Below are 22,591 nucleotides of genomic sequence, written 5' to 3' on the forward strand. Positions count from 1 at the left end.
GGGTTCAACAGGTAATTTTTATGTCCTTTATCGCGGATTACGGCTTCGTACTCCTGGTGCTTGCCTGCATGTTCGGTTTTTTTATGGCCTGGGGCGTGGGTGCCAACGATGTGGCTAACGCCATGGGTACCTCGGTAGGCTCCCGCGCGCTGACCATCAAGCAGGCAATCGTCGTTGCGATGGTTTTCGAGTTCTGCGGTGCCTACCTGGCCGGCGGACAAGTCACCGAAACGATCAAGAGTGGCATTGTCGATGCCTCGGCCATTCCGCCGGAGTTGATGGTGCTGGGCATGATGTCGGCGCTGCTGGCAGCCGGTACCTGGTTGCTGATCGCATCGATCAAGGGCTGGCCGGTATCTACCACGCACTCCATCGTCGGTGCAGTGATCGGCTTTGCCGCCGTGGGCGTATCGATGGATGCGGTGCATTGGAGCGGCGTCGGGCCAATCGTCGCCAGCTGGGTGGTGTCGCCCATGCTATCGGGCACCATCGCCTTTGGTCTGTTCATCAGCGTGCAGCGCCTGATCATCGATACCGATGAGCCTTTCCAGAACGCCAAGCGATTCGTGCCGCTGTACATGTTCCTCACCGGCTTCATGGTCGCGCTGATGACCCTGTCCAAGGGGCTCAAACACATCGGGCTGGACCTGAGCAGCGGACAGAGCTTCATGTTGGCGGTAGGGGTGGGTGCTGCGGTAATGCTGCTAGGTATCGCTCTTCTGACGCGCATCAAAGTCGATGTGGAGGCGGACAAAGCCTTTCATTTCTCCAGTGTGGAGAAGGTCTTTGCCGTGCTGATGATCTTCACCGCCTGCTCCATGGCTTTCGCCCACGGCTCCAATGACGTGGCAAACGCGGTGGGCCCGCTGGCTGCGGTGGTCGGTGTGCTGCAGTCCGATGGTGTCGCCACCATCAGTTCCAAGTCGGCGGTACCGGGCTGGGTCCTGCTGCTGGGAGCAGTCGGTATCGTCCTCGGCTTGGCGACCTATGGTTACAAGGTGATCGCCACCATCGGCAAGCAGATCACCGAGCTGACGCCTAGCCGCGGCTTTGCTGCCGAACTGGCCACCGCTACTACCGTGGTTGGTGCATCGGCCATCGGCCTGCCGGTTTCTACCACCCATACGCTGGTCGGTGCCGTGCTCGGTGTGGGTATCGCCCGTGGAATCGGCGCCCTGAACCTGGGCGTGGTCGGCAAGATCTTCATGTCCTGGCTGATCACCCTGCCGGTGGGCGCGGGTCTGGCTATCGTGTTCTTCCTCATTCTGCGCGCCATCTTCACCTGACCGCTCGCGCAGTTCGTTGCTGCCGAAACGCCCCGTCGATCTGACGGGGCGTTTTCGTTCGTGGTCCCGCCGTGGCGCATTTCATGCTTCACTGCATGCTCTTTGCGATTGCATCACGGAGGTGGCAGGTGCCCATACCCTCATTCAAGGAGCAGTTTGCTGCGCTCCTCGCGGCGCCCTCGGTCAGCTGTACGCAGCCTGGCTGGGATCAGAGCAATCGACCGGTAATCGAGTTGCTCGCGGCCTGGCTCGGTGAGTTGGGTTTTGTCTGCGAAACGCCGGAAATCGCGCCCGGCAAGTTCAATCTGCTTGCCAGCTACGGCAGTGGTCCAGGGGGACTGGTGCTGGCTGGACACAGCGATACCGTGCCGTTCGACGCCGGGCTGTGGAAGTCCGATCCGTTAAAGCTGCGTGAGGCCGATGGCCGCTGGTACGGTCTTGGCAGCTGCGACATGAAGGGTTTTTTCGCTCTGATCATCGAGGCGGTGCGGCCGCTTTTGAGCGAGCCGTTTCGGCGCCCGCTGCTGATTCTCGCGACCTGTGACGAAGAGAGTTCGATGTCCGGCGCCCGTGCCCTGGCCGATGCCGGCCAGCCGCTGGGGCGGGCCGCTGTGATCGGCGAGCCTACCGGCCTGCGCCCGGTGCGCCTGCACAAGGGCATCATGATGGAGCGCATCGACATCCTCGGGCAGAGTGGGCATTCGTCGAACCCGGCCTATGGTCACAGCGCACTGGAAGCCATGCACGGCGTGATCGGCGAGATGATCACGCTGCGTCGGCAGTGGCAGGCGGAATACGATAACCCGCTGTTCGACGTGCCCAAGCCGACACTCAACTTCGGCTGCATCCACGGTGGTGACAACCCCAACCGCATCTGCGGCCAGTGCGCACTGGAATTCGATCTACGCCCATTGCCAGGCATGGACCCCCAGCAGCTGCGGGCGATCATCAGCCAGCGCCTGCAGCCAGTGGCCGAGCAGCATCAGGTGAAGATCGACTTGGCGCCGCTGTTCCCCGCGGTGCCAGCCTTCGAGCAGGCGGCGGAAAGCGAGCTGGTGCGCCTGGCCGAGCGCCTCACCGGCCACCAGGCTGAGGCGGTGGCGTTTGCCACCGAAGCGCCTTATCTTCAGCAGCTTGGCTGCGAGACCCTGGTGCTGGGCCCCGGCGACATTGCCTGCGCGCACCAGCCCGATGAGTATCTACAACTCGACCGCATAGAGCCGACCATCCAGTTGCTGCGCCGGATGATCGAGCACTATTGCTTGCAGCCGCAGACTGCCCCGAACTGACTCCATTTCCAGACGAACAGCTTCGCCACAAAGGCTTTCCATGCACGACTACGTCACCTGGCTTCGCGACTCCTCGCCCTACATCAACTCGCACCGTGATCGCACCTTCGTCGTGATGTTGCCGGGCGATGGCGTGGAACACGCCAATTTCGCCAACATCGTTCACGATCTTGTACTGCTGCACAGTCTCGGCGTGCGTCTGGTGCTGGTATTCGGTTCACGCCCGCAGATCGAGGCGCGCCTGGCGGCAAGAGGCATCGAACCGCGATTCCACCGTGACCTGCGTGTCACCGATACGCCGACCATGGAGTGCGTGATCGACGCAGTCGGGCATATGCGCATCGCGCTGGAGGCGCGCCTGTCGATGGATATGGCCGCATCGCCCATGCAGGGTGCGCGGCTGCGCGTGGCCGGTGGCAACTTCGTCACGGCACGCCCGATCGGCGTGCTCGATGGCGTCGACTATCACCACACCGGCGAAGTGCGGCGCATCGACCGCAAGGGCATTGGCCGGTTGCTGGACGAGCGCACAATCGTGCTGCTCTCGCCGCTAGGCTATTCACCGACCGGCGAGATCTTCAACCTGGCGTGCGAGGACGTCGCCACGCGGGCCGCTATCGATCTGCAGGCCGACAAGCTGGTGCTCTACGGCGCCGAGCCCGGATTGCTCGACGAGAGCGGCAAGCTCGTGCGAGAGCTGCGCCCGCAGCAGATCCCAGCGTACGTCGAACGGCTCGGCAGCCAGTATCAGGCCGAGCTGCTCGACGCCGCGGCGCAGGCTTGCCGTGGCGGCGTACGTCGCAGCCATGTGGTCAGCTATGCCGATAACGGCGCTTTGCTCAACGAACTGTTCACCCGCGATGGTGGCGGCACGTTGGTGACGCAGGAGCAGTTCGAGCAGTTGCGCGAGGCGACCATCGAGGATGTTGGCGGCCTCATCGATCTGATTACGCCACTGGAGGAGCAGGGCATTCTGGTACGGCGCTCGCGCGAAGTGCTGGAGCGGGAGGTCGAGCAGTTCAGCATCGTCGAGCGCGACGGTCTGATCATCGCCTGCGCCGCGCTTTATCCGATTGCCGATTCGGATGCCGGCGAGCTGGCCTGTCTGGCGGTCAATCCGGAATACCGCCACGGTGGCCGCGGCGACGAGTTGCTGGAGCGTATCGAGGAGCGCGCGCGCAAGCTGGGGCTGAAAAAACTCATCGTCCTCACCACACGCACCGCTCACTGGTTCCGCGAGCGTGGCTTCGAGCCGATCGACGTGGACCGCCTGCCAGCGGCGCGTGCCTCGCTGTACAACTTCCAGCGCAACTCGAAGATCTTCGAAAAACCGCTTTAAGCCATGCTGGCGGGCGTTGCGCCCGCCAGGGCTGCGCTCAGAGGCTGAGGCTGCGCTGGTACTCGACGACGAAACTGTCGAAATCCAGCTCGTCCGCCGCTTCCATGTCCGCCTGGCGTTGCAGCGATTGGTGTGCAGCGGATTCGAACTGGTCCAGCTCGCTGACACTCGGCGCCCGGCTGCGGAAGTAGTCAGCGTGGGCCAGGGTTTGACGCATGGAGAACTGGCTGAAGCTTTCTCCGCTGCGGCGCAGTTCGTCGAGTACGCGGGCCGACGGCGTAAGGCTGCTGTCAGCGACCTTGGCGCGCTGCTCGGCAAGCGCCTCGACATGCTGCGAATCGCCATGGCTGCGGTCGAGGACGGCGGCAACCTGGCCGATCTCGTCGAGCAACTGGTTGGCCCAGTCACTGAGCAGGACATCCCCACTACAGCGCTGTAATTTGAGCCCGGGACGGCGGCCTTCCTTGACTACCTTGAGGAAGTTGTCGGTAGCTGCGCCACATTCGCCATCGGCCAGGCAGGGGCTATCGTCCAGAGCACAGAACAGCAGGAAGGCGTCGAGAAAGCGCGCCTCGCTGAGGTCGATGCCCAATGGCAGGTACGGGTTGATATCCAGGCAACGCACTTCGATGTACTGAATGCCGCGTGCCCGCAGCGCCTGCAACGGCCGCTCGCCAGTGGCGGTGACGCGCTTCGGGCGGATATTGGAGTAGTACTCGTTTTCGATCTGCAGCACGTTGGTGTTGAGCTGCTGCCAGTTGCCTGCGGCGTCCTTGGTGCCCAACGCCTCGTAAGGCGCATAAGGCGTGGAGACCGCGCGGAAGAGGCTTTCGGTGTAGCTTTCTAGGTTGTCGTAGCAGGGGGTGAGCCCGGCCTGGGCATTGTTCTGATAGCCCAGATCGCTCATGCGCAGGCTGGTGGCATACGGCAGGTACAGGGTGTCGGCGTCGAGTGCTTCGAGCTGGTGCTGGCGACCGCGCAGAAAGCCGGCATCCAGCGCCGGCGACGCGCCGAACAGATACATCAGCAGCCAGCTGTAGCGACGGAAGTTGCGAATCACGCCGATATAGCGCGTCGAGCGGTAGTCCTGCGCCGAGCGGGTATCGCCATCATCGGCCTGTAGCACCGGCCACAACGCCTCGGGAAGCGAGAAGTTGTAGTGAATGCCGGCGATGCACTGCATGGTTTTGCCGTAGCGCAGGGCCAGGCCTTGGCGGTAAACGTGCTTGAGCCGGCCGATGTTCGAGCTGCCGTATTCGGCGATCGGGATATCCGCCTCGGCCGGCAGCGGGCAGGGCATCGACGGGCTCCAGAGAAACTCGTCGCCAAGCTTGGCGTAGGTGAAGCGGTGAATGGCTTCAAGCTCAGCCAGCGTGTTGTTCGGGTCCTGGTCGGTGCCAGTGATGAACTCCAGCAGCGCCTCCGAATAATCAGTGGTGATCTGCGGGTGAGTCAGGGCAGAGCCCAGTGCAGCGGGGTGCGGGGTCATCGCCAGCTGGCCGCGAGCGTCGACGCGCAGGCATTCACGTTCGATCCCGTGCAGGCATTGGCTGAGCAGCGGCAGATGGGAAGGCTCGGCCAGCAACGCCAGGCGGTGGGAGAGAAGTGCGCTCAACTTGTGGATTCCTTCACGCGACAGTCGCCCCAATATGGGGTGGGAAACGGCAAGCTTCAAGCTGCAGGCGTCAAGAATAACCACGCTGGCTTTCGCACGCAGCTTGCAGCTCTACAGGCAGGCGAAGGTCGCCTGGGCCTTGGCGATCAGTTTTTCGCCCTGATGCACCTCGGCTTCGAGCACCTGAGTCCGCCGGCCGCCATGCACCACCCAGGCGCGACAGCGCAGTTCGCCATCGGTCACCGGGCGGATGTAGTTGACCTTGCACTCCAGCGTCATGCTGTTCGGCGAACCGTCGCCCAGGCTGTGGCTGGCCTGGCCCATGGCGGTGTCGATCAGCGAGAACAGCGCACCGCCGTGCAGCTTGCCGTGCAGGTTGCGCAGGCCGTCGTGCATGGTCAGGCCAAGAACGGCCTCGCCGTTGCCGACCTGGTGGATCTCCAGGCCGAGCAGGCGGCCGAAGGCGCTGGAGTTGCCCACCGCCTCGACTTCAGTGCTCATGACTCATTTCCTCAGCTGCTTGGCATTGGCGAACAGCGCGGCCATGGCTGCGTTTGCCGGTGCCGGCTTGTCTTCCTTGGCATGGCGCTCGCTGCGTGGCGCATTGCCGCGTGGCTGCCCGCCGGCACCGCGCGATTGCCCACCTCGTGGACCGTCAGCCTTGGCGCCCGGCGTGTCGCTCATGCGCATGGACAAGCCGACGCGCTGACGCGGGATGTCCACTTCCATGACCTTGACCTTGACGATGTCGCCGGCCTTGACCACCTCGTACGGGTCCTTGACGAACTTCTCCGACAGGGCGCTGATGTGCACCAGACCGTCCTGATGCACACCGATGTCAACGAAGGCGCCGAAGTTGGTCACGTTGGTGACCACACCTTCGAGCACCATGCCCGGCGTCAGGTCGCTGAGCTTTTCCACTCCGTCCTGGAACTCGGCGGTCTTGAACTCGGGGCGCGGATCGCGGCCTGGTTTTTCCAGTTCCTGCAGGATGTCGCTGACGGTCACAAGGCCGAAGCTCTCATCGGTGAACTGCTTGGGGTCGAGGCGCTTGAGGAAGGCCGAGTCGCCGATCAGCGAGCGGATATCGCGACCGGTATCCTGGGCAATGCGCTTGACCAGCGGATAGGTCTCCGGGTGGACAGCCGAAGCGTCCAGCGGATTGCTGCCATTCATGACCCGCAGGAAGCCGGCGGCTTGTTCGAAGGTCTTGTCGCCCAGGCGCGGCACTTTCTTCAGCTCGCTACGGGCCTTGAACGCGCCGTTGGCGTCACGGTAGGCGACGATGTTCTGCGCCAGGGTGGTGTTGAGGCCGGAAATGCGCGCCAGCAGCGCAACCGAGGCGGTATTGACGTCGACGCCGACGGCATTCACGCAATCCTCAACCACGGCATCCAGCGAGCGCGCCAGCTTGAGCTGGGAAACGTCGTGCTGATATTGGCCGACGCCAATCGCCTTCGGATCGATCTTCACCAGTTCGGCCAGCGGGTCCTGCAGGCGGCGGGCAATGGATACGGCGCCGCGGATCGAAACGTCCAGATCCGGGAACTCCTTGGCAGCGAGCTCCGAGGCCGAATACACCGAGGCGCCTGCTTCGGAGACCATTACTTTGGTCAACTTCAGGCCCGGCACCTGCTTGATCAGGTCGGCCGCGAGCCTGTCGCTTTCACGGCTGGCTGTGCCGTTGCCGATGGCAATCAGGTCGACTGCGTGTTTGGCGCAGAGCTTGGCCAGCACGGCCAGCGTGCCGTCCCAATCGTTACGCGGCGCGTGCGGGTAGACGGTGGCGGTGTCCAGCAGCTTGCCAGTGGCATCGACCACCGCCACCTTGCAGCCGGTGCGCAGGCCCGGATCGAGACCAAGGGTGGCGCGTGGCCCAGCCGGGGCGGCCAACAACAGGTCGTGCATGTTGCGGGCGAACACGCCAATGGCGTCATCCTCGGCCTTGTCGCGCAGCTCACCGAGCAGGTCGGTTTCCAAATGGGTGTAGAGCTTGACCTTCCAGGTCCAGCGCACCACTTCGCCGAGCCACTTATCCGCTGCTCGACCGCGGTTGGCGATGCCGAAGCGCTCGCCGATCATCACTTCGCCCGGGTGCATGGCGCCCGGGGTTTCATCACCGACCTTCAGGCTTACGCTGAGCACACCTTCGTTGCGCCCGCGGAATATCGCCAGGGCGCGGTGCGACGGTGCGCTCTTGAGTGGCTCGTCATGCTCGAAATAGTCGCTGAACTTGGCGCCCTCGTGTTCTTTGCCGGGCACCAGGCGCGCACTCAGGGTTGCGTTGTGGGTGAGGAAGTCGCGCAGCTTGGCCAGCAGGTTGGCGTCTTCGGCAAAGCGCTCCATGAGGATGTATTTGGCACCTTCGAGCACGGCCTTGACGTCGGCGAATCCCTTTTCGGAATCGACGAAACGGGCCGCCTCGCTTTCAGGGTTCAGTTCGGGATCGGCGAAGATCGCATCCGCCAGCTCGCCGAGGCCAGCTTCCAGGGCGATCTGGCCCTTGGTCCGACGTTTCTGCTTGTAGGGCAAGTAAAGGTCTTCGAGGCGGGTCTTGGTGTCGGCGAGGTCGATGTCGCGCTTGAGCTCGGCTGTCAGCTTGCCCTGCTCTTCGATGCTGGCGAGGATCGACGCACGGCGATCATCCAGTTCGCGCATGTAGCGCAGGCGTTCTTCGAGCAAGCGCAGCTGGGTATCGTCGAGGCTGCCGGTTACTTCCTTGCGGTAGCGGGCGATGAAGGGCACGGTGGAGCCTTCGTCGAGCAGCGCCACGGTGGCGGCAACCTGTTGCGGGCGCACGCCCAGTTCTGCGGCAATGCGGGTGTTGATGCTATCCATGTGATGTCCTGCGGGCGGAATGACGGCCGGCCGGCCAGAAAAGCGGGCAAGTATAACTGCCCATGCTCTGGCTGGGTCGGTTACCGCGCAGTCATCTGAAGTCTGCGTACGGCAGAAGTGGCTCTATGGGCAGCGCAAGGTCGCCCCGCCAAGGCATGAAGCTGTAGCGCAGATAGAGCAATGCGCGACTGGGCGCATACTCGTCGCTCTGCAGCAGGCTGATGCCACCTCCGAGCACGAAGTGATCGCTGAGCCGGCGCTCGAAAAGGCCTTGTAGCCGATAGCTGACGCCTTGACTGGTTGAGCCCTCGCTCGTGCGGTTCGCGACATCCTCGTTGATCGCCGCCACCTTGCTCCTTAGCGAAGCCAGCGGATAGTCACGGCTGCCATCGCTTTGCGATACGGACCAGCCGACACTGCTTTCCAGTAGCACGGACCAGTCTTCATTGCGCCAGCCGTAGCTGACCGGAACGCTGATGGAGTTGTATTTCTGAGGGCTCCAGTATCCGCCATGGCCCAGAGTGTGGCCGCTCAGGTCCTTGTCATAGCCGAAATGGATGAAGGTCAGTCCCGTTCGGACGCGCTCGTCGGCGCGGTCGACAAGTTTGTAGTAGTAGCCGGTCATTGCCGTGAAGCGGCTATTGCTGGCGACATTGTCCCCTAGCAGCCAGTGGTACCCCAGCGATGACCACAGGCCATGGGCACCGCCTTCGTCCCAGCTCAAGCCCAGGCTCGTGCCGTTTGCGGTTACCGCCCCCCAACTGGTTCCGGTCACCGGGTCGCGGGCGCCGCCGTAGGACAACAGCGAGTTGCTCATCGGGCGCCGTGATGCGCTTAGCGACCAGCTGACGGGATTCAGATCGCCTCTTCCAGTCACGCCACCGTAGACATTGTTTATCTCGAAGCCTTCCGTCAGGCCCAGATCCGCTTCCAGGCGCTCGCTGCGCCAACCACCTGCAAGCAGCATCGCCGTGCCTCGCTGGCTCTGGTCGGCGCAGCCGCCTACTGCCCTACAAGCGCCAAAGGGAGCGTCGTCTTCAAGCCTGCCGGCATCAAGTGCAAGGCGTTCGGCGCGTAGGAAACTGCGTCCGCTCGCTGCCGGGGTTTCCAGGTGCAACAGCGTCGTGTCCGTGAGCAGCTCGGAAATGCCCGGGGTGCCGTCATCGTTACGCCAGCCGTGGTCGTGCTGCAGGGTTAAGGTGGTGTCCTGTTGCTGGTGAAGGGCTGCCGTGTCGCGGCGAAGGCTGCGAACCAGCCAGTCATCCTCTTCGTTCTGTCGGGTGGCCTGGGTCAGCTCCGCGTCGCTGGCGGATGTGGCCAACAGCTCGGCATCAATCAGTGCCTGCCGGTAGTAAGTCATGGCTGCGGCCGGGTCGACGTCTGCGACAAGCCGCGCAGTATCTCGTCGGAACAGGGGATCGGGCCGCTCCAGTCGTGCTTCGGTCTCTAGAAGCATCTGCCGCGCTTTGCGCCGCTCACCGACCGCAGCCCAGCTATTGGCCAGCCGTCGGTGGGCGTTCCAGTCACCCTCCGCTAATGCGGGCGTTGCTGTTTGCAGAGCCTGTCGGGCGTCATCGGTTCGTCCCATGGCAAGCAGCAGCTCGATGCGCATCAAGCGAGCTTCCGGATGAGCGGGGTCGAGGTGCAGCGCGCGCTCCACATAGGGTTCGGCCACTGCGGGCTCGCCGCGTATCGCAGCCCAGTCAGCCAGCACCAGCAGATCGTCTACCGAATCACCGTTTTTGCGCAGCCGCTCCTGCATCAGCTCGACGGCAACCGACTCCCGCCCGCTGTCGCGTAGCTTATCGATGCGCGACATCAGTTCCCGGCGCTCGAGGCGCGTCGCAAGGGAGCGCATGTCGTCATCCCAGTCATGCTCGCTGATGTGATGGAGGCTGGCGATCGCCTGTGCGTCGCGCGCTGTTCCCGAAAGATAGAGCGCATGGGCGTAACGCGAGACCGGATCGCTGGGCTGCCGCTTCAGCAGGTCGTTGAATACCGCATCGGCCTCCGTGAAGGCTTGCTGCTGTTGTAAGGAGCCTGCCAGGCGATAAGCCAGCCAGGGGTCCGCTGGCGCAAGGCTGCGAGCCTGCCGCAGGGCTGTGATCGCCGAAGGCAGATCGTCGCGATCCAATGCCTGTTCGGCGATTAGCTGGTAGCGGGCCAACAGCAGGCTATTGCGCAGTTCGGTGAAGGAACTTCGTTGGCTGATGCTGAGCGTATCGATGAACGCGAGTGCGCGTTCCGGGGACTGTGCCTGGTAAAGACGGAGCAATCCTCGGGCTGCACTGGCATTGCCCGGCTCCCGGCGGAGCAGCTGCTGATATCCGGTTTCCGCTTCGGCTAGTCGGCCTTGTGCTTCGGCGACTTGAGCGAGCCCCAGCTTGGCGAAGGCGCTATCCGGCTGCTGCCTGAGCGCGCTCGTGTACAGGGCCTGTGCCTCGTCGGTGTGTTGCCGTTCAAGCGCCTGATCGGCTTTTTCCAGGGTGAGCCAATAGCGGGTCGAGGTGATCAGGTCGTTCCACTTGCCCAGGTTGTCGATGTCTTCTTCGTGCTTTTTGGCGCGCCCAAAATACACCAGAGCCTCCTGGCGATGACCCGGCCGCATCAAGGCCAGGCCCAGGCCGCCGAGTAGCTCGGGGTCTTGCGGGTGGCCGCGTAGCGCCTGCCTCAGCTTGGCTTCGGCGGCTTCGTCCTGGCCGCGATCAAGCAAGCTCAAGCCCTCCTGCCCGGCGCGCCAGAACGGATCGGCAAGCAGCCGTTGGCTTCGCTCCAGGTTTGCTTGTGCATCTTTGGCGAAACGCCCGGCTGGATAACGCTGCAGAAAGCCTTTCCAGGATTTCGCGCTGGAGTCGTCGATTCGCCGTGTTGCGAGGTATTCGAATTCCCGCTGGGCCGCCGCATCGGTCGCGGCAGGATTGCGGCCCAGCTCGGCAAGCAGTGCCAGCGCGGACTTGTCCTGTCCTTCGTCGAACAGCAGATTGGCCAGGAGCTGCAGTGCGGGCGGGTTTCCGGGGTATTGCTCGTCGATGCGCCGCAGTGCATCGATTGCCTGGGCTCGCTGGCCTGGCTGAGCGCTACGCACACGCCAGTACTCGACCGCCAGCTCCAGTGTCGGTGGGTTGTCGCCATACAGCGCTCTGAATCCGCGCAGCGCGTCTTCGGGGCGACCTGCCATAGCGGCCAGTCGCGCTTCCTGAAGCTGCTGCTGTCCGGTCTTGCCGCTCAGCGCGTAAAGCACGCGCGCGTCGCGTTCGGCTTCGCTGTTTGGCGCTGCTTGCTGCAGCACCTGTTGCAGTGTCTTTACTCGTTGCGAATCCCGCTGGCGCAAGGCAAGCCGCATCTCTGCCAGCACGGCCTGCGGGTCACCAGGCGCAACGAGTTGAAGGCGCGCCAGTGCATCACGCACCAGTTCATCGCGGCTCACCGCTTCGGCTGCTCTGACTTGCGCGAGAAGCCAGTCGGTTTGCCCGGCCCGGTTTTCCGGTACTTGGGCGTGGCACCAAACGGGAAGCAAAGCAGCGACGAGCGCCAGCTGGAATTTACGCATGACGGATCACCCGGCTTACTCCGAGTCAGCCAGGCGCCGACGGGCGGCCCAGCGCAGCGCTCGCCACAGCACGATAGCGAATAGCACCACGCTGACGGCAGCAAGAAATGCCAACAGCACGGGATGCGACGAGAGGTGGAACCACAGCAGCAGCCACCACGGCAGCTCGCCGACGTAATACTGCTCACCGACGAAGTGGCTGCTAACACCGCTGTTGCGAATCAGGGTTACCGTTCCGGCGAAGGCTTCCTGTTTGCCGGAGTCGGTCAACGCGTCGCGGAGCAGGCGATAGTCCTGCGGCCCGGAGGCCAGCAGCGCGACCAGGCTGCGCTGAGCATGGAAGGGCGATTGCTGACCAACGACTGCGGCCAGCGGGCCGTTGGCGGTCATGCCGAGATTTCCGTTTGGCGCGCCATCGGGCGTCGCTCCACCACTTTGCACCCAACTACGGGATGCCTCGAGCAGGACCGGAAATGTCGAGCTGTCCAACAGCTGTTGCGGCATTGGGCCAAGCAGGAGCAAATCGGCATCGACCTCCTGGGCCTTGCTCCAGTCGTCTGTGAGGCGAACGCCGTAGGCGGGGTAGCCGGTATGCGAGCCGATCAGAGCGAGGGTGTCCAGAAGGGTCCCGACCTGAGCCTCGTCGGGCTGCGACGCTACCAGTACCAACGTTTCGGACAGATCTGCCATTCGGCTGAATGGGAAGCCGGTGCGAGCGAAGGCCTTCAGGTCAGGCATGGCCAGGTAGTGATAGTACCCAGACAGGTCGATGGTGGATTGCTCATCGATGGCGGCCTGGATATTGGTCGGCAAGTAGGTCTGGCAGCGATCACGTTGAGCGTTGCCCAGCTTGCTGGCGAAGTTGAATTCGAAGCGCAGCTTGTTGCGCATGCCCATCTTCAATGCTGGCACGAGCAGTGTTTCGCGTTCCGCTGTCCCATCGCTGGTCAGCACGGACAGGCGCAAGTTCTCGACACCGCTGCGAGCGTCGCTGCCTTGCAGGGCGATGCTGCTGATGTACTGGTCGTTGATGCTGATATTGAGGCGCGACTCATCCGTCGTGGTGGGCGGTGTGTAACGGTAGCGAGTCTGTAGCGGAATGCCCTGATTGCGCCAGACGAACAGGTCCGGAGGCAGGTTGACGTCGAGCGTGATCGGGTGGGGCTGCAGGCCGCTAACCTGCAATTGTTGGGGGTAGTCGATCAGCTCCGACAGCTGCACGGCACGGTCGGTCCTGATCCAGTTGGGCGCATCGTACGGCATCCGAACAGGCGGCTCGACACGCTCCAGGCGCACCTTGTCGCCGCGCAGCTGGCCGTTACCCATGGCCAAGGCGGTCGCTGCAGTGACAAGGTCTTTTTCGTCCCGGCCGCTGATGAGCAGCAGTTTGCTGTAGCGGTCCTGCGGGTGTTCGATCAGCTCGACAGTTGGACCCTCGACCGCGGGGTGATCGGCAAGAAACGATGGTCGGCGAGCATTGGTCGCGAAGACTATCGCCGGCTGCGGGCGGTCGTTGATCGACGGTAGCGAGTCGAACATCACTGGAAAGCTTGCGCCCCGCCAACCCGCCAGGCTGCCGAAATAGGATGCCAGGATACCCGCGGCCCGCTGCTCGTCGGTGGTCGGGGAACTCCCGAAAACCACGGGAAGGGTCAGACGCTGGCTGTCGCGCTCGTCGAAGAATGGCAGTGGGAACCAGGCCAGATCGCCGACGACATCCAGTGCCTGCTCGCGCAGGCTGACGCGACTTTGGCGGCCCAGGTTGAGCCACAGGCCGCTATGCGCAGGGTCCTCACAGATATCGCTGTAGTGGCCTACGAATTCGATGCGAACCCGGTTGAAATCACCGAGCAGACGAGGATCAAGCGTCAGGTCCGTACTAACACGCTGGCCAATCTGTTCCTGGGTGATCGGCAGAGTCCCCATCAGCTCGTCGTTCAGATAGATCCGCAGATGCGAAAGCACCGGAATCAAGGCTGGTGACGGCGTGTAGTCCAGGTGCAGTGTGGCATCGGTAGCGATGCGATCATGGCGCAGACGGAATTCGACCTGCTCCGCGTTGCGGATGCCCAGCATCAACTGGTCCCGCGGGCGACCCAGGTCGCTGAAGCTGCGACTGGTGTCCCAGCTGGGCGGCATGAGATCGGCATCGACCGTTGGCTCTGCAGTGGCGCCAGTAGCGATGGCCCAAAGCAGGAAGGTCAGCAGCGTCCGAGGATAGGTTCGGGTGTTCATGACGGGGATACCAGAGGTTTATAGGCAGGGGGGCGAGGGCAGAAGCTGAAAAGCCAGACGGCGAGGCGCACAAGCGGGCGGAGCGGTTTGCTCAGGCTGCTCGGCAGCTGCTCGAACAGACGGTGATAGCCGCGGCCGCCGATACGCAGGACTTCAAAAAAGCTGTGCAGCGGGCGATCGGCTTCGTACTGCTCATGCCGATTCAGCCAGACATCGGCACGGGCGAAGGTGCACTGAACAAGGTCGATCTGTTGGCGCAGGTCCAGATTGTCGAGGCGTACGCCCAGACGCTGGCCAACCTGACGTGATGCGGTACCGGGAAAGCTGAATTCACGATCGCCGCGTTTTAGGATGAGGAAAACCGGCTGGTCCATGCCCACTTGCAAGTCAGTCGGAATCTGCAGCCCGGCACCCCCTTCGGCAAAATCCTTCAGCGTGCAGGGGAAAACGTGGCCATTGCTGAGCTTGAGTGATGCGGGCTGATGAGCCATTACGCGGTGGGCGCGCCTTATCTGCCTAACCTCTGACGCGACGGCCACGGCGGCGCCAATGATGAGCAGGTTGTAGATGACCCAGGCGGAGCTGACCAGAACGGTACCGATCTCGGCGACCGGGCCGGTGAACAGCCGCCACACAGCGAATCCCAGGCCGGCCACGTTGAGCACGGCGAGCACCAGATACGGCCGGGCTATTCGCCAGTCGAACTGATCGTGATCCATCAGACCGCCCTTGGCGGTAACGTTGAACTTGCCTTTGCCCGGGTTGAACAGGGCTACAGTCGTCGGTCGCGCGATATACCAGGCCAGTACCGTCTCGTAGACCTCTCCCCAGAAGGAGTGCCGGTACTCGCCCTGCATGCGCGCATTGGTCAGGCTGGCGTGAATCATGTGCGGCAGCACGTACAGCACGATCATCAGCGCTGGCGCGTAGATGATGTAGGCATGCAGCAGCAGGAACGCCAGCGGCGCCGTCAGATATATGAGCCGGGGCAGCCCTGCGAGGAAATGCAGCATGGCATTGGCGTAGCAGATACGTTGGAAAAATGTCAGGCCGCGTCCCAGCAGCGGATTGTCGGTGCGAAAGATCTGCGCCATGCCGCGTGCCCAGCGTATGCGTTGGCCGATGTGCGCCGACAGGCTCTCGGTCGCCAGACCGGCTGCCTGTGGGGTCGGCAGATAGGCCGAGTTCCAGCCCGCCCGGTGCAGGCGCAAGGCGGTGTGAGCGTCTTCTGTAACGGTTTCGACTGCGAAGCCGCCGACCTCTTCAACGGCTGTGCGGCGCAGCACGGCACAGGATCCGCAGAAGAATGCGGCATTCCACATGTCGTTACCGTTCTGTACCAGGCCGTAGAACAGCTCGCCCTCGTTGGGCTGGCGGCGAAAGGAGCCGAGATTGCGCTCGAATGGATCGGGCGAAAAAAAATGATGTGGGGTCTGCACCAGCGCCAGTTTGGGGTCGCGCAGGAACCAGCCAGTGGTGACCTGAAGAAAAGAGCGCACTGGAATGTGGTCGCAATCGAAAATCGCGATCAGCTCGCCACTGGTCACTTTCAGTGCATGGTTGAGGTTGCCCGCCTTCGCATGGTTGTTGTCCGTGCGAGTGATGTATCCAACTCCCACTTCTTCGGCGAAGCGGCGAAATTCATCCCGTCGACCGTCATCGCAGATGTAGACCTTCAGCTTTTCGCGCGGCCAGTCCAGGCCCAGGGCTGCCAGGACTGTGGTGCGCACCACCGAGAGGTCTTCGTTGTAGGTGGGGATGAGCAGATCGACAGACGGCCAGGCGGCGGTGTCCTCCGGCAGGGAGGCGGGTTTACGGTCAAGCGGCCAGCTGGTCTGCAGATAACCCAGAATCAGCACGACCCAAGAATATGTCTCTGCTGCGAGCAGGATCAGACCGCAGGTCAGGTCGAAGTACGAGTCCCAGTGGAGCGTCGCGGTATAACGCCACCACAGGTAGCGGCAGGAAATGATGGTCGAGAGGACGACCAGCATCAGCACTGCGAAGCGGCCAGGAACGCGCCTGACGAGCAGAGCTATACCCCAGAGCAGCAGTACGAAGGTGACCTGCGCGGTATAGCCAAATGGCTCGGTGATGCAAAGGATGCCAAGCAATACCGCGAGCAGTGCGATGACGACGGTCGAGGCCTGCCTGACAGGCTTGGACAGCTGGGAAAACCAGCGCTCAGCCCCCAGGGTGTTTGCCGGCACGCCTTTTAGTGCCTGCAGTCGCGACACGTGCCTGCCAGCAGCGCGCACCGGTTGGGCCAATCTGGCTGAGACAGTGCGCAGGCGTCTGCCTGCCTGCCGGGCTGGGTGCGTTAACAGCGATACGCTACGTCCGTCCACGGGACGCGTGATGATTAGCCAAGCGCTCTGGAGCAGGATGCGTAGTGGATCACCGGCCTTCGGCCGGGTATCGGCAATGTGCGGATATAGCCGTCGACGTTCAGCCAGCACCCATTGCCAACCGGGCGCTTCCAGGCGGAACAGAAGCCAGGCCAGCATGTAGAAGCTCAGCCAGCTAATGGCGCCCCAAGGGCTCGCACCACGGCGGTACCGGATCTCTTGAAAGTAATGCAGCGGACTGCGCATGATCAGCACTCCGATCGCTGCGAGAGGCACCAGATCGCCAGGCTGCGCAGGTCGCTCGCCGCCTGGCTTTGGGGGGCGTAGTGGCCCACCGGAGATTTGTGGGCCAAGGCTTCCTGGAGCGCTTCGTCTTCATGCACCAGCTGCGGTTGGCGTGGCAACCCGTGCCGCCTGCGCCAGATCATCAGCAGGTCTCGTTGCAGCTGGCTTGCCGGATTGAAGCGGTTGACCAGTAACAGGTCTGCGAGCGGATGTGGCCTTGTCTGTAGCAGCACATGGCATGCAGCATCAGGCATTGCGAGATCGATTAGCAGGTCGGCACGCTGCGTTGCGCACACGCCGAATCGATGGCCGGGTAGCCGCTGTGGCAGATCGAACAAGACCCAGTCGTAGGCATGGGAAATCAGGTTGCACCGCTGTGCCCAGCATTCCCGGTCCGCGCAGAGCGCTGATTCGAGCTGCGCTACTTCAGCGTCGCTCACCCTTCCGTACGGCAGCAGGTGCAATCCAGGTTGGACTTCCAGCGCCGGTTCATTCCACGCCTTTGCGTCCAGTTGCGCTCGCGCCCAGCCCGATTCGAGGCTGATTTCCACGTTGAAGTGCAGACGCAGCATGTTGTCTGGACTGAGGTCGATCAACAGCACGCGCTCGCCCTGCTGGTGCAGGGCCAAGGCCAGATCTGCGAGCAAAGACGTGGCGCCCAGGCCGCCGCGCAGCGCTCGTATAGCCAGGGTTTTCATGCCGGACGCCTGTCAGCGGTCGATGAGCCGATGGTATCGAGCGTTGCAGCGTCCAGCGCAGTGTTGAGGTCGTCGACTACTGAAAGCTCGAGCAGCAGCGGCCAGCGCTGGATGGCCTTGTCCAGTTCCAGTGATGCGGAAATATCCAGGTAGCCGAGATCCGGCAGGCCCAGATAGCGTTCTAGGCGGCCGATATCGTCATTGTGAACCCGCTGGGTCAGGCTGGGCATGTGTCGCTACTCGAAACGGTTCGGATAAGGGAGCCAGACGGTTTGCCCGCCCAGACGTACGTAGGGTTTGCCATCGTGTTCAATGACCTGCGCGGCCGCGGTCTCGGAAACCGGTTCGGTTCTTGGTAAATTGGCTATCAGCGCATTGATGTCCAGCTGGTTGCCTTCGCGTTGCGCGGCATAGAGCCTGGAAACCAGTTCTGAAAGAGCCAGGAAGCTGGAGGGCTGCTGAACATGAAGCGCTTGCCCGGTGCCGGCAGCGGTCATGCCGATCAGCTTCAAGCCGACTGGCACCTGGGTGATGGAGGGGCGTGGAATTTCGCGCATGCCGGCAATCTGCATGCGGTCCCCGTGCAGTGCCGCACCGTGTTCGGGAACCAGCAGCAATGCCACGGGTTTACCGCTGCGCTCCAGCTCATCGATGAAATTCGAAATATCGTCCAGAAGCCGCTGCGCCCTCGGACGGTATTCGGCCGATTGGGCCTTGCCGTCGGCACCGACGATCCGGTTGCCGTCGTGCAGGCTAATGCTGTTGTAGAAGAGGCTGACCCGCTCATCCGGCTGCTGCTGACGCTGCTTCCACCAGCCGCTGAGCACGTCGAGATCTCGGGCAATTGGGGAGCCGTCGAAGCCCGCTAGAGAGCGCGGGAAACGCTGGCTCGAAAGCGCAGGTTGCGGCATCCCTTGCGCAGATATCTCGTCGGCAAAGCCATCGAAACGGCCGTTATGGTTCATCAGTGTTTCGGAACGGAAGCCCAGGTTGGCCAGGTTCTGGAACAACATGCATTGCTCTGGCGCGGGCTCGTACAGCGCTTGATGGCGTGGCTGGCCACAGCTGGCGCGCAGCAATCGTATGGCGGCCGGCCCGCTATATGACGTTGCCGAGTTGAAGCGATCGAAAACGACGTCCATTCGTTGAAGCAGCGCGTTATCGCGCAGGCCAACCGCATCAAGGTCGTCCCAGGCCAGCGAACAAACGTTCAGCACGACGACGTCAAATGCTGCGCTCTGCGGGCTCGGCGGTGGGAATTGCGTCTGGCGAGCAGCTTCGGCTTTGAAGAAGTTTTCCAGCCAGTTGTCGAGTGCGAGGCTGTCATTGCCTTGGCTATTGGTGGCGGCTGTTGCACTGATGCCCTGCGCCGGACTGGCTGGGGAGGCAGCCAAGCTCGGCGTGTAGGCCCACAGAGCAGTGCTGCTGAGGTTCAACCAAAGCAGGCCGCCAAGACAGAACACCGACAGCCGTACCCAGCTGGCAACGTAGCTGTAAGCAATGACCAGCAACGTGCAGAGGCCGATTAGTTTCCAGTCAACGAATCGGCCTGCGAGATCGAGCAGATACGCCGGGGTGAAGTCGAGCACTCCGGGTTGTGCGAGCAGGCGCTCGAACGGGGGGAGCCAGGTATCGTGATAAAGCAGGGCGATACCGACCGGGATGGCGATCAGCTGACGGGCAATTCGCAGGGCCCGGCCAGGCAGGGGTACGACCAGGCAGGCAGCGAACACCAGATTGGGCAGGGGTTGAAAATTCAGCAAGCCAAGGCCAATCAGCAGGAACTTGAGCAGGAAATACAAATTCCATGTGCCGAGCCCAGGCCAGGAGGCAGTCGCTGGTGCTGATACGATCAGAGGTTCATGCGCGCTCATGCGTGCCATCCTCCCGGACCGTGTCGGCTGAACGACGGCGCAGCGCTGTGGTTTTCAGGTAGCGTGGTGGAAGCATTCGATCAATTGAGCGAAAGATGCTCTGGCGGGTTGTTGCGATCAGCCAGCCAAGGCATATCCCGATCATTACGAATAGGGCGGCGACTTCGATCAGTTGCTCGAGTCTCATGTTCGTGCCTCCAGCGAAAGGCTCAGGGGGCGCGGTTTGAAAAGCTGTTTTGGCGTGCTGGAAGCGGTGGATGAGCGCGTGCTATCGGCAGGCGAGGCGTCATTCTGAAAGCCGGGACCGGACAGGAAGTCCAGCTCGGAGAGTGATTCCAGCCCCAGGAACAGCTCTTGCCATTTGACGCCGAATATATTGCTCAAGGCGTCGTCCAGCGATTCTGGGCGGCATGCAAAAAGGAACAGGTAGAGACCACCCTCGACGATACAGGCGATATCGCCGTTTCTGCGCAGCCGAGTCTGACTCAGCACCTGTTCCAGGCTGAGGCCGGGCACCGGCTGCAGACGAATCAGCTGGTGGCTGATGTCGCCAGCGACGCTTCCGGTCCACATCTTCCGAATGGCCTCGGCGAACCTGGCGGGGCTCTGCTGCCCACAAAGCGCGAGCGGCTTCAGTTCATCGAGATTTGCTTCGATTTCTTTCAGCTGCCTTTGCCAGACGTGCCCTTGGGCACTTTCCACCAAGGTCAGAAAACGAGTGAGCGGTGTACCGAAGGGGACCACAAGCGTGGCACCCCCGCTAATCAACAACTGCTCGTCGCGATAGCGCAGGCACGGTGCGATCTCGCGGACGATCAGCTTTAGCTGGTTGCCGCACGTACGCCGCAGCTGATTGAGCAGATGTGCCAGCTCGTCGAGTTGCTCGTTTCGGGATATCGCGAAGAGAACGCTGGCAGCTCTGGCGGTCAGCGCGTGCTCGAGCAGCTCAGCGTTGCTGTCGAACAGCCGCCATTGTGGCGAGAGGTGGAGCGCGCCCTCCAGCACACTGCGTTCGGCGTGGACGCGGCCCTGGTCCGAATACTCCGCGCTTTGCCCAGCGTCGGCGGTCTCCGCGACTTTGAAGCCGCAGGGGTGATACTCAAGCGGGAACTTACGTCCACTCAACACGCCCTCGCTGGCATGCCAGAAGTGCAAAAAGAGCTGGGGGCCGGATGCCGTGCGACTCAACAAGGCGAGGCCTGCAAGTGAATAGGGCAGGTGGCACAGGTGATCGCTCAGGTCATCACTTATGCCATCGCTGATGATGACCATGGTTGCGTGGCGCTTTCTAAGCCAGATGCCAATTCGCTCGATCCACGCAGCCAGCGCTTGTTTGCCGAACAGATTCCATGCCTGGGTGGGAAGCACCAATATAATGTGCTGGCCCCGAACATCTACAGCTCGCTCCAGCTCCGACTCGGTACGCTTCAGAAAGGCGCTAACGTGGTTAGCGGCCAGCGTCAAAAGCAACAGTTCGCGGGGGCCGGCGTCTAGGGGCAGGCTGTCGACCAGGTGCTGGTGTTTTGTGTCGGTTGATATCAGGACCGCAAGGTGGTCTCGGCCGAGCCCCTTGATGACTTGCTGCGATAGCAACGCTGCGTCGCTAGCCTGCTCTGCAATAAGCCAATGAACCCGACCGGTGTTCAAGGTCAGGGCTCCTGCATCGCCATCGCCCAGCCCCAGCGAAGCTGGTTGCTGTTTGGAAAAGCTATCGGTAGGCAAGGTGGCGTGACCTGTTGCGGTTTTTAGTGGGACGCGCTCTGATGCGGCCTTGCCAGATATCGGCATGGTCGTCTCTGGCGTGAGCCAGTCCATTTCACTTCGTCGGGAATGGCAACATGACTATGCTGCCATCATTATGATATCAGTGATTGCGAGCATCAAATAGTTCGAAGCGATGGCCGGTTGCCATGTGTAGCGGTTTTGACGAGCTAAGCTGGCTGAAGTCACTAGAGTTGGGGAAAGCATGAACATTGAAACGGTAAAAGACGCCTCGGGACTCAAGACCAAATCTGGTCTGGGGCGCGTGTTCAAGGCTGCCGGCTACTCTTTTGCGGGCCTTGCCGCGGCCTGGCGATACGAGGCGGCCTTTAGGCAATTGCTTTGCATGGCATGCGTGTTGATACCCGTGGCCTTCTTCGTGACCGATTCGCCTGTCGAGCGGGCGCTGCTGATCCTGCCAGTACTCGTATCGCTAGCCTTGGAGCTGCTGAATTCGGCAATCGAGGCTGTGGTTGATCGCATCTCTCTTGACATTCATCCGCTATCCAAACGCGCCAAGGATCTGGGCAGTGCCGCGCAGTTCTTGGGTCTGTGTTCCATCGTGATCATCTGGCTCGCCGTTCTGATTTGAGCGAGCAGTGAATGGCGCAGCCTGCCTGGTGACGAAAAATCTGCTAACAATGGCTCTCAGTAGGGTCGACCACACTGCGCAATAATGCGCTGTCGACCATCTGGGAGTTCCCATGAGCAGCACTGCGCAAGCCAGCGAAGGCGAAAAAATCCTTATCGTCGATGACGATGCCCGTTTGCGGCGTCTGCTCGAGCGTTTTCTCGACGAGCAGGGCTACCGTGTCCGTACCGTGGAAAACACCGAGCAGATGGACCGCCTGCTCAGCCGCGAGCTGTTTCAGCTGGTGGTGCTCGACCTGATGATGCCTGGTGAGGATGGCCTGTCCGCCTGCCGACGGTTGCGCGAGAGCAATAACCAGATCCCCATCATCATGCTCACCGCCAAGGGCGACGAGGCCAGCCGTATTCAGGGGCTGGAGCAGGGCGCCGACGACTACCTGGCCAAACCCTTCAATCCCCGTGAGCTGCTCGCGCGCATTCGGGCGGTGCTGCGCCGGCAGACGCCGCAGGTGCCCGGCGCCCCCGCCAGCGAGGATGAAACCGTTACCTTCGGTGAGTACGAGCTGTCGCTCGCTACCCGCGAGCTGAAGAAGGGTAACGAGGTGCATATGCTCACCACTGGCGAGTTCGCTGTGCTCAAGGCATTGGTTCAGCACGCCCGCGAGCCGCTGACCCGCGACAAACTGATGAATCTGGCACGAGGTCGTGAGTGGGATGCCCTTGAGCGATCCATCGATGTGCAGATTTCCCGCCTGCGCCGGCTGATCGAGCCGGATCCGTCCAAGCCCCGCTATATCCAGACGGTCTGGGGTGTTGGCTATGTGTTCGTGCCGGACGGCAACAAGTGAGTCGATCACTGCCAGCCTCAGGCCACGAGCGCAT

At 62.3% G+C, this 22,591-nt stretch carries 16 protein-coding genes; 5 read left to right on the plus strand and 11 right to left on the minus strand.

Features of this window, described 5'->3' with window-relative positions:
* Positions 1-20 precede the first annotated feature (20 nt).
* The 3 genes from CXK91_RS08410 to argA all read left to right on the plus strand — a co-directional run bounded on the left by CXK91_RS08410 (position 21) and on the right by argA (position 3,914).
* Positions 21-1,286 carry an inorganic phosphate transporter gene (locus CXK91_RS08410; protein ID WP_103455711.1) on the plus strand — a complete coding sequence of 422 codons (1,266 nt, stop codon included), beginning with the start codon at positions 21-23 and terminating at the stop codon, positions 1,284-1,286.
* A gap of 128 nt (positions 1,287-1,414) precedes the next feature.
* Complete coding sequence (argE, locus tag CXK91_RS08415) at positions 1,415-2,575, plus strand: acetylornithine deacetylase (protein WP_103455712.1); 1,161 nt, start codon at positions 1,415-1,417, stop codon at positions 2,573-2,575.
* 40 nt (positions 2,576-2,615) lie between these two features.
* Positions 2,616-3,914 carry an amino-acid N-acetyltransferase gene (gene argA / locus CXK91_RS08420; RefSeq protein WP_103455713.1) on the plus strand — a complete coding sequence of 433 codons (1,299 nt, stop codon included), beginning with the start codon at positions 2,616-2,618 and terminating at the stop codon, positions 3,912-3,914.
* Between the two features lie 37 nt (positions 3,915-3,951).
* Here argA and gshA read toward each other — a convergent pair whose 3' ends face one another.
* From gshA to bcsE, 11 genes are all read right to left on the minus strand, one after another.
* Positions 3,952-5,529 carry a glutamate--cysteine ligase gene (gshA, locus tag CXK91_RS08425; protein ID WP_103455714.1) on the minus strand — a complete coding sequence of 526 codons (1,578 nt, stop codon included), beginning with the start codon at positions 5,527-5,529 and terminating at the stop codon, positions 3,952-3,954.
* A gap of 111 nt (positions 5,530-5,640) precedes the next feature.
* The gene (locus CXK91_RS08430) at positions 5,641-6,030 is read right to left on the minus strand and encodes a PaaI family thioesterase (protein WP_003281051.1); all 390 of its coding nucleotides are present in this window, start codon (positions 6,028-6,030) and stop codon (positions 5,641-5,643) included.
* A gap of 3 nt (positions 6,031-6,033) precedes the next feature.
* Positions 6,034-8,367: a Tex family protein gene (locus CXK91_RS08435; protein WP_103455715.1), complete on the minus strand. Its 2,334-nt coding sequence runs from the start codon at positions 8,365-8,367 to the stop codon at positions 6,034-6,036.
* Between the two features lie 91 nt (positions 8,368-8,458).
* Positions 8,459-11,917 carry a cellulose synthase complex outer membrane protein BcsC gene (bcsC, locus tag CXK91_RS08440; RefSeq protein ID WP_103455716.1) on the minus strand — a complete coding sequence of 1,153 codons (3,459 nt, stop codon included), beginning with the start codon at positions 11,915-11,917 and terminating at the stop codon, positions 8,459-8,461.
* Between the two features lie 15 nt (positions 11,918-11,932).
* Complete coding sequence (gene bcsB, locus CXK91_RS08445; RefSeq protein ID WP_103455717.1) at positions 11,933-14,152, minus strand: cellulose biosynthesis cyclic di-GMP-binding regulatory protein BcsB; 2,220 nt, start codon at positions 14,150-14,152, stop codon at positions 11,933-11,935.
* Positions 14,149-16,746, minus strand: a complete 2,598-nt coding sequence (bcsA, locus tag CXK91_RS08450; protein ID WP_103455718.1) for a UDP-forming cellulose synthase catalytic subunit — start codon at positions 16,744-16,746, stop codon at positions 14,149-14,151. The genes bcsB and bcsA overlap by 4 nt, the downstream gene beginning before the upstream one ends.
* A gap of 2 nt (positions 16,747-16,748) precedes the next feature.
* Positions 16,749-17,483, minus strand: coding sequence for a cellulose biosynthesis protein BcsQ (bcsQ, locus tag CXK91_RS08455; protein WP_003281059.1), 735 nt, complete (start codon positions 17,481-17,483; stop codon positions 16,749-16,751).
* Positions 17,480-17,713, minus strand: a complete 234-nt coding sequence (gene bcsR / locus CXK91_RS08460) for a cellulose biosynthesis protein BcsR (protein WP_003281061.1) — start codon at positions 17,711-17,713, stop codon at positions 17,480-17,482. Before bcsR ends, bcsQ begins: the two co-directional genes overlap by 4 nt.
* Before the next feature lie 6 nt (positions 17,714-17,719).
* On the minus strand, positions 17,720-19,357 hold the full coding sequence (gene bcsG, locus CXK91_RS08465) for a cellulose biosynthesis protein BcsG (protein WP_103455719.1): 1,638 nt from the start codon (positions 19,355-19,357) through the stop codon (positions 17,720-17,722).
* Complete coding sequence (gene bcsF / locus CXK91_RS08470; protein WP_003281064.1) at positions 19,344-19,544, minus strand: cellulose biosynthesis protein BcsF; 201 nt, start codon at positions 19,542-19,544, stop codon at positions 19,344-19,346. The genes bcsG and bcsF overlap by 14 nt, the downstream gene beginning before the upstream one ends.
* Complete coding sequence (gene bcsE / locus CXK91_RS08475; RefSeq protein WP_258035664.1) at positions 19,541-21,079, minus strand: cellulose biosynthesis protein BcsE; 1,539 nt, start codon at positions 21,077-21,079, stop codon at positions 19,541-19,543. The genes bcsF and bcsE overlap by 4 nt, the downstream gene beginning before the upstream one ends.
* 244 nt (positions 21,080-21,323) lie before the next feature.
* On the opposite strand from bcsE, the gene CXK91_RS08480 reads away from it, so the two are divergent.
* Together CXK91_RS08480 and ompR are read left to right on the plus strand one after the other, a co-directional pair.
* Positions 21,324-21,710, plus strand: coding sequence for a diacylglycerol kinase (locus CXK91_RS08480; protein ID WP_103455720.1), 387 nt, complete (start codon positions 21,324-21,326; stop codon positions 21,708-21,710).
* A gap of 112 nt (positions 21,711-21,822) precedes the next feature.
* The gene (ompR, locus tag CXK91_RS08485) at positions 21,823-22,557 is read left to right on the plus strand and encodes a two-component system response regulator OmpR (protein WP_103455721.1); all 735 of its coding nucleotides are present in this window, start codon (positions 21,823-21,825) and stop codon (positions 22,555-22,557) included.
* Positions 22,558-22,591 lie beyond the last annotated feature (34 nt).

It is taken from the genome of Stutzerimonas stutzeri (assembly GCF_002909485.1).
Lineage (GTDB): Bacteria > Pseudomonadota > Gammaproteobacteria > Pseudomonadales > Pseudomonadaceae > Stutzerimonas > Stutzerimonas stutzeri_AH.

What these genes read in the sequence shown, in the direction of transcription:
- CXK91_RS08430 (WP_003281051.1), bottom strand. Translation starts at nt 6,030, where the DNA reads ATGAGCACTGAAGTCGAGGCGGTGGGCAACTCCAGCGCCTTCGGCCGC.
- bcsB (WP_103455717.1), bottom strand. Translation starts at nt 14,152, where the DNA reads ATGAACACCCGAACCTATCCTCGGACGCTGCTGACCTTCCTGCTTTGG.
- bcsR (WP_003281061.1), bottom strand. Translation starts at nt 17,713, where the DNA reads ATGCCCAGCCTGACCCAGCGGGTTCACAATGACGATATCGGCCGCCTA.
- bcsQ (WP_003281059.1), bottom strand. Translation starts at nt 17,483, where the DNA reads ATGAAAACCCTGGCTATACGAGCGCTGCGCGGCGGCCTGGGCGCCACG.
- bcsA (WP_103455718.1), bottom strand. Translation starts at nt 16,746, where the DNA reads ATGCGCAGTCCGCTGCATTACTTTCAAGAGATCCGGTACCGCCGTGGT.
- bcsF (WP_003281064.1), bottom strand. Translation starts at nt 19,544, where the DNA reads ATGAGACTCGAGCAACTGATCGAAGTCGCCGCCCTATTCGTAATGATC.
- bcsC (WP_103455716.1), bottom strand. Translation starts at nt 11,917, where the DNA reads ATGCGTAAATTCCAGCTGGCGCTCGTCGCTGCTTTGCTTCCCGTTTGG.
- bcsG (WP_103455719.1), bottom strand. Translation starts at nt 19,357, where the DNA reads ATGAGCGCGCATGAACCTCTGATCGTATCAGCACCAGCGACTGCCTCC.
- CXK91_RS08480 (WP_103455720.1), top strand. Translation starts at nt 21,324, where the DNA reads ATGAACATTGAAACGGTAAAAGACGCCTCGGGACTCAAGACCAAATCT.
- CXK91_RS08435 (WP_103455715.1), bottom strand. Translation starts at nt 8,367, where the DNA reads ATGGATAGCATCAACACCCGCATTGCCGCAGAACTGGGCGTGCGCCCG.
- ompR (WP_103455721.1), top strand. Translation starts at nt 21,823, where the DNA reads ATGAGCAGCACTGCGCAAGCCAGCGAAGGCGAAAAAATCCTTATCGTC.
- CXK91_RS08410 (WP_103455711.1), top strand. Translation starts at nt 21, where the DNA reads ATGTCCTTTATCGCGGATTACGGCTTCGTACTCCTGGTGCTTGCCTGC.
- argA (WP_103455713.1), top strand. Translation starts at nt 2,616, where the DNA reads ATGCACGACTACGTCACCTGGCTTCGCGACTCCTCGCCCTACATCAAC.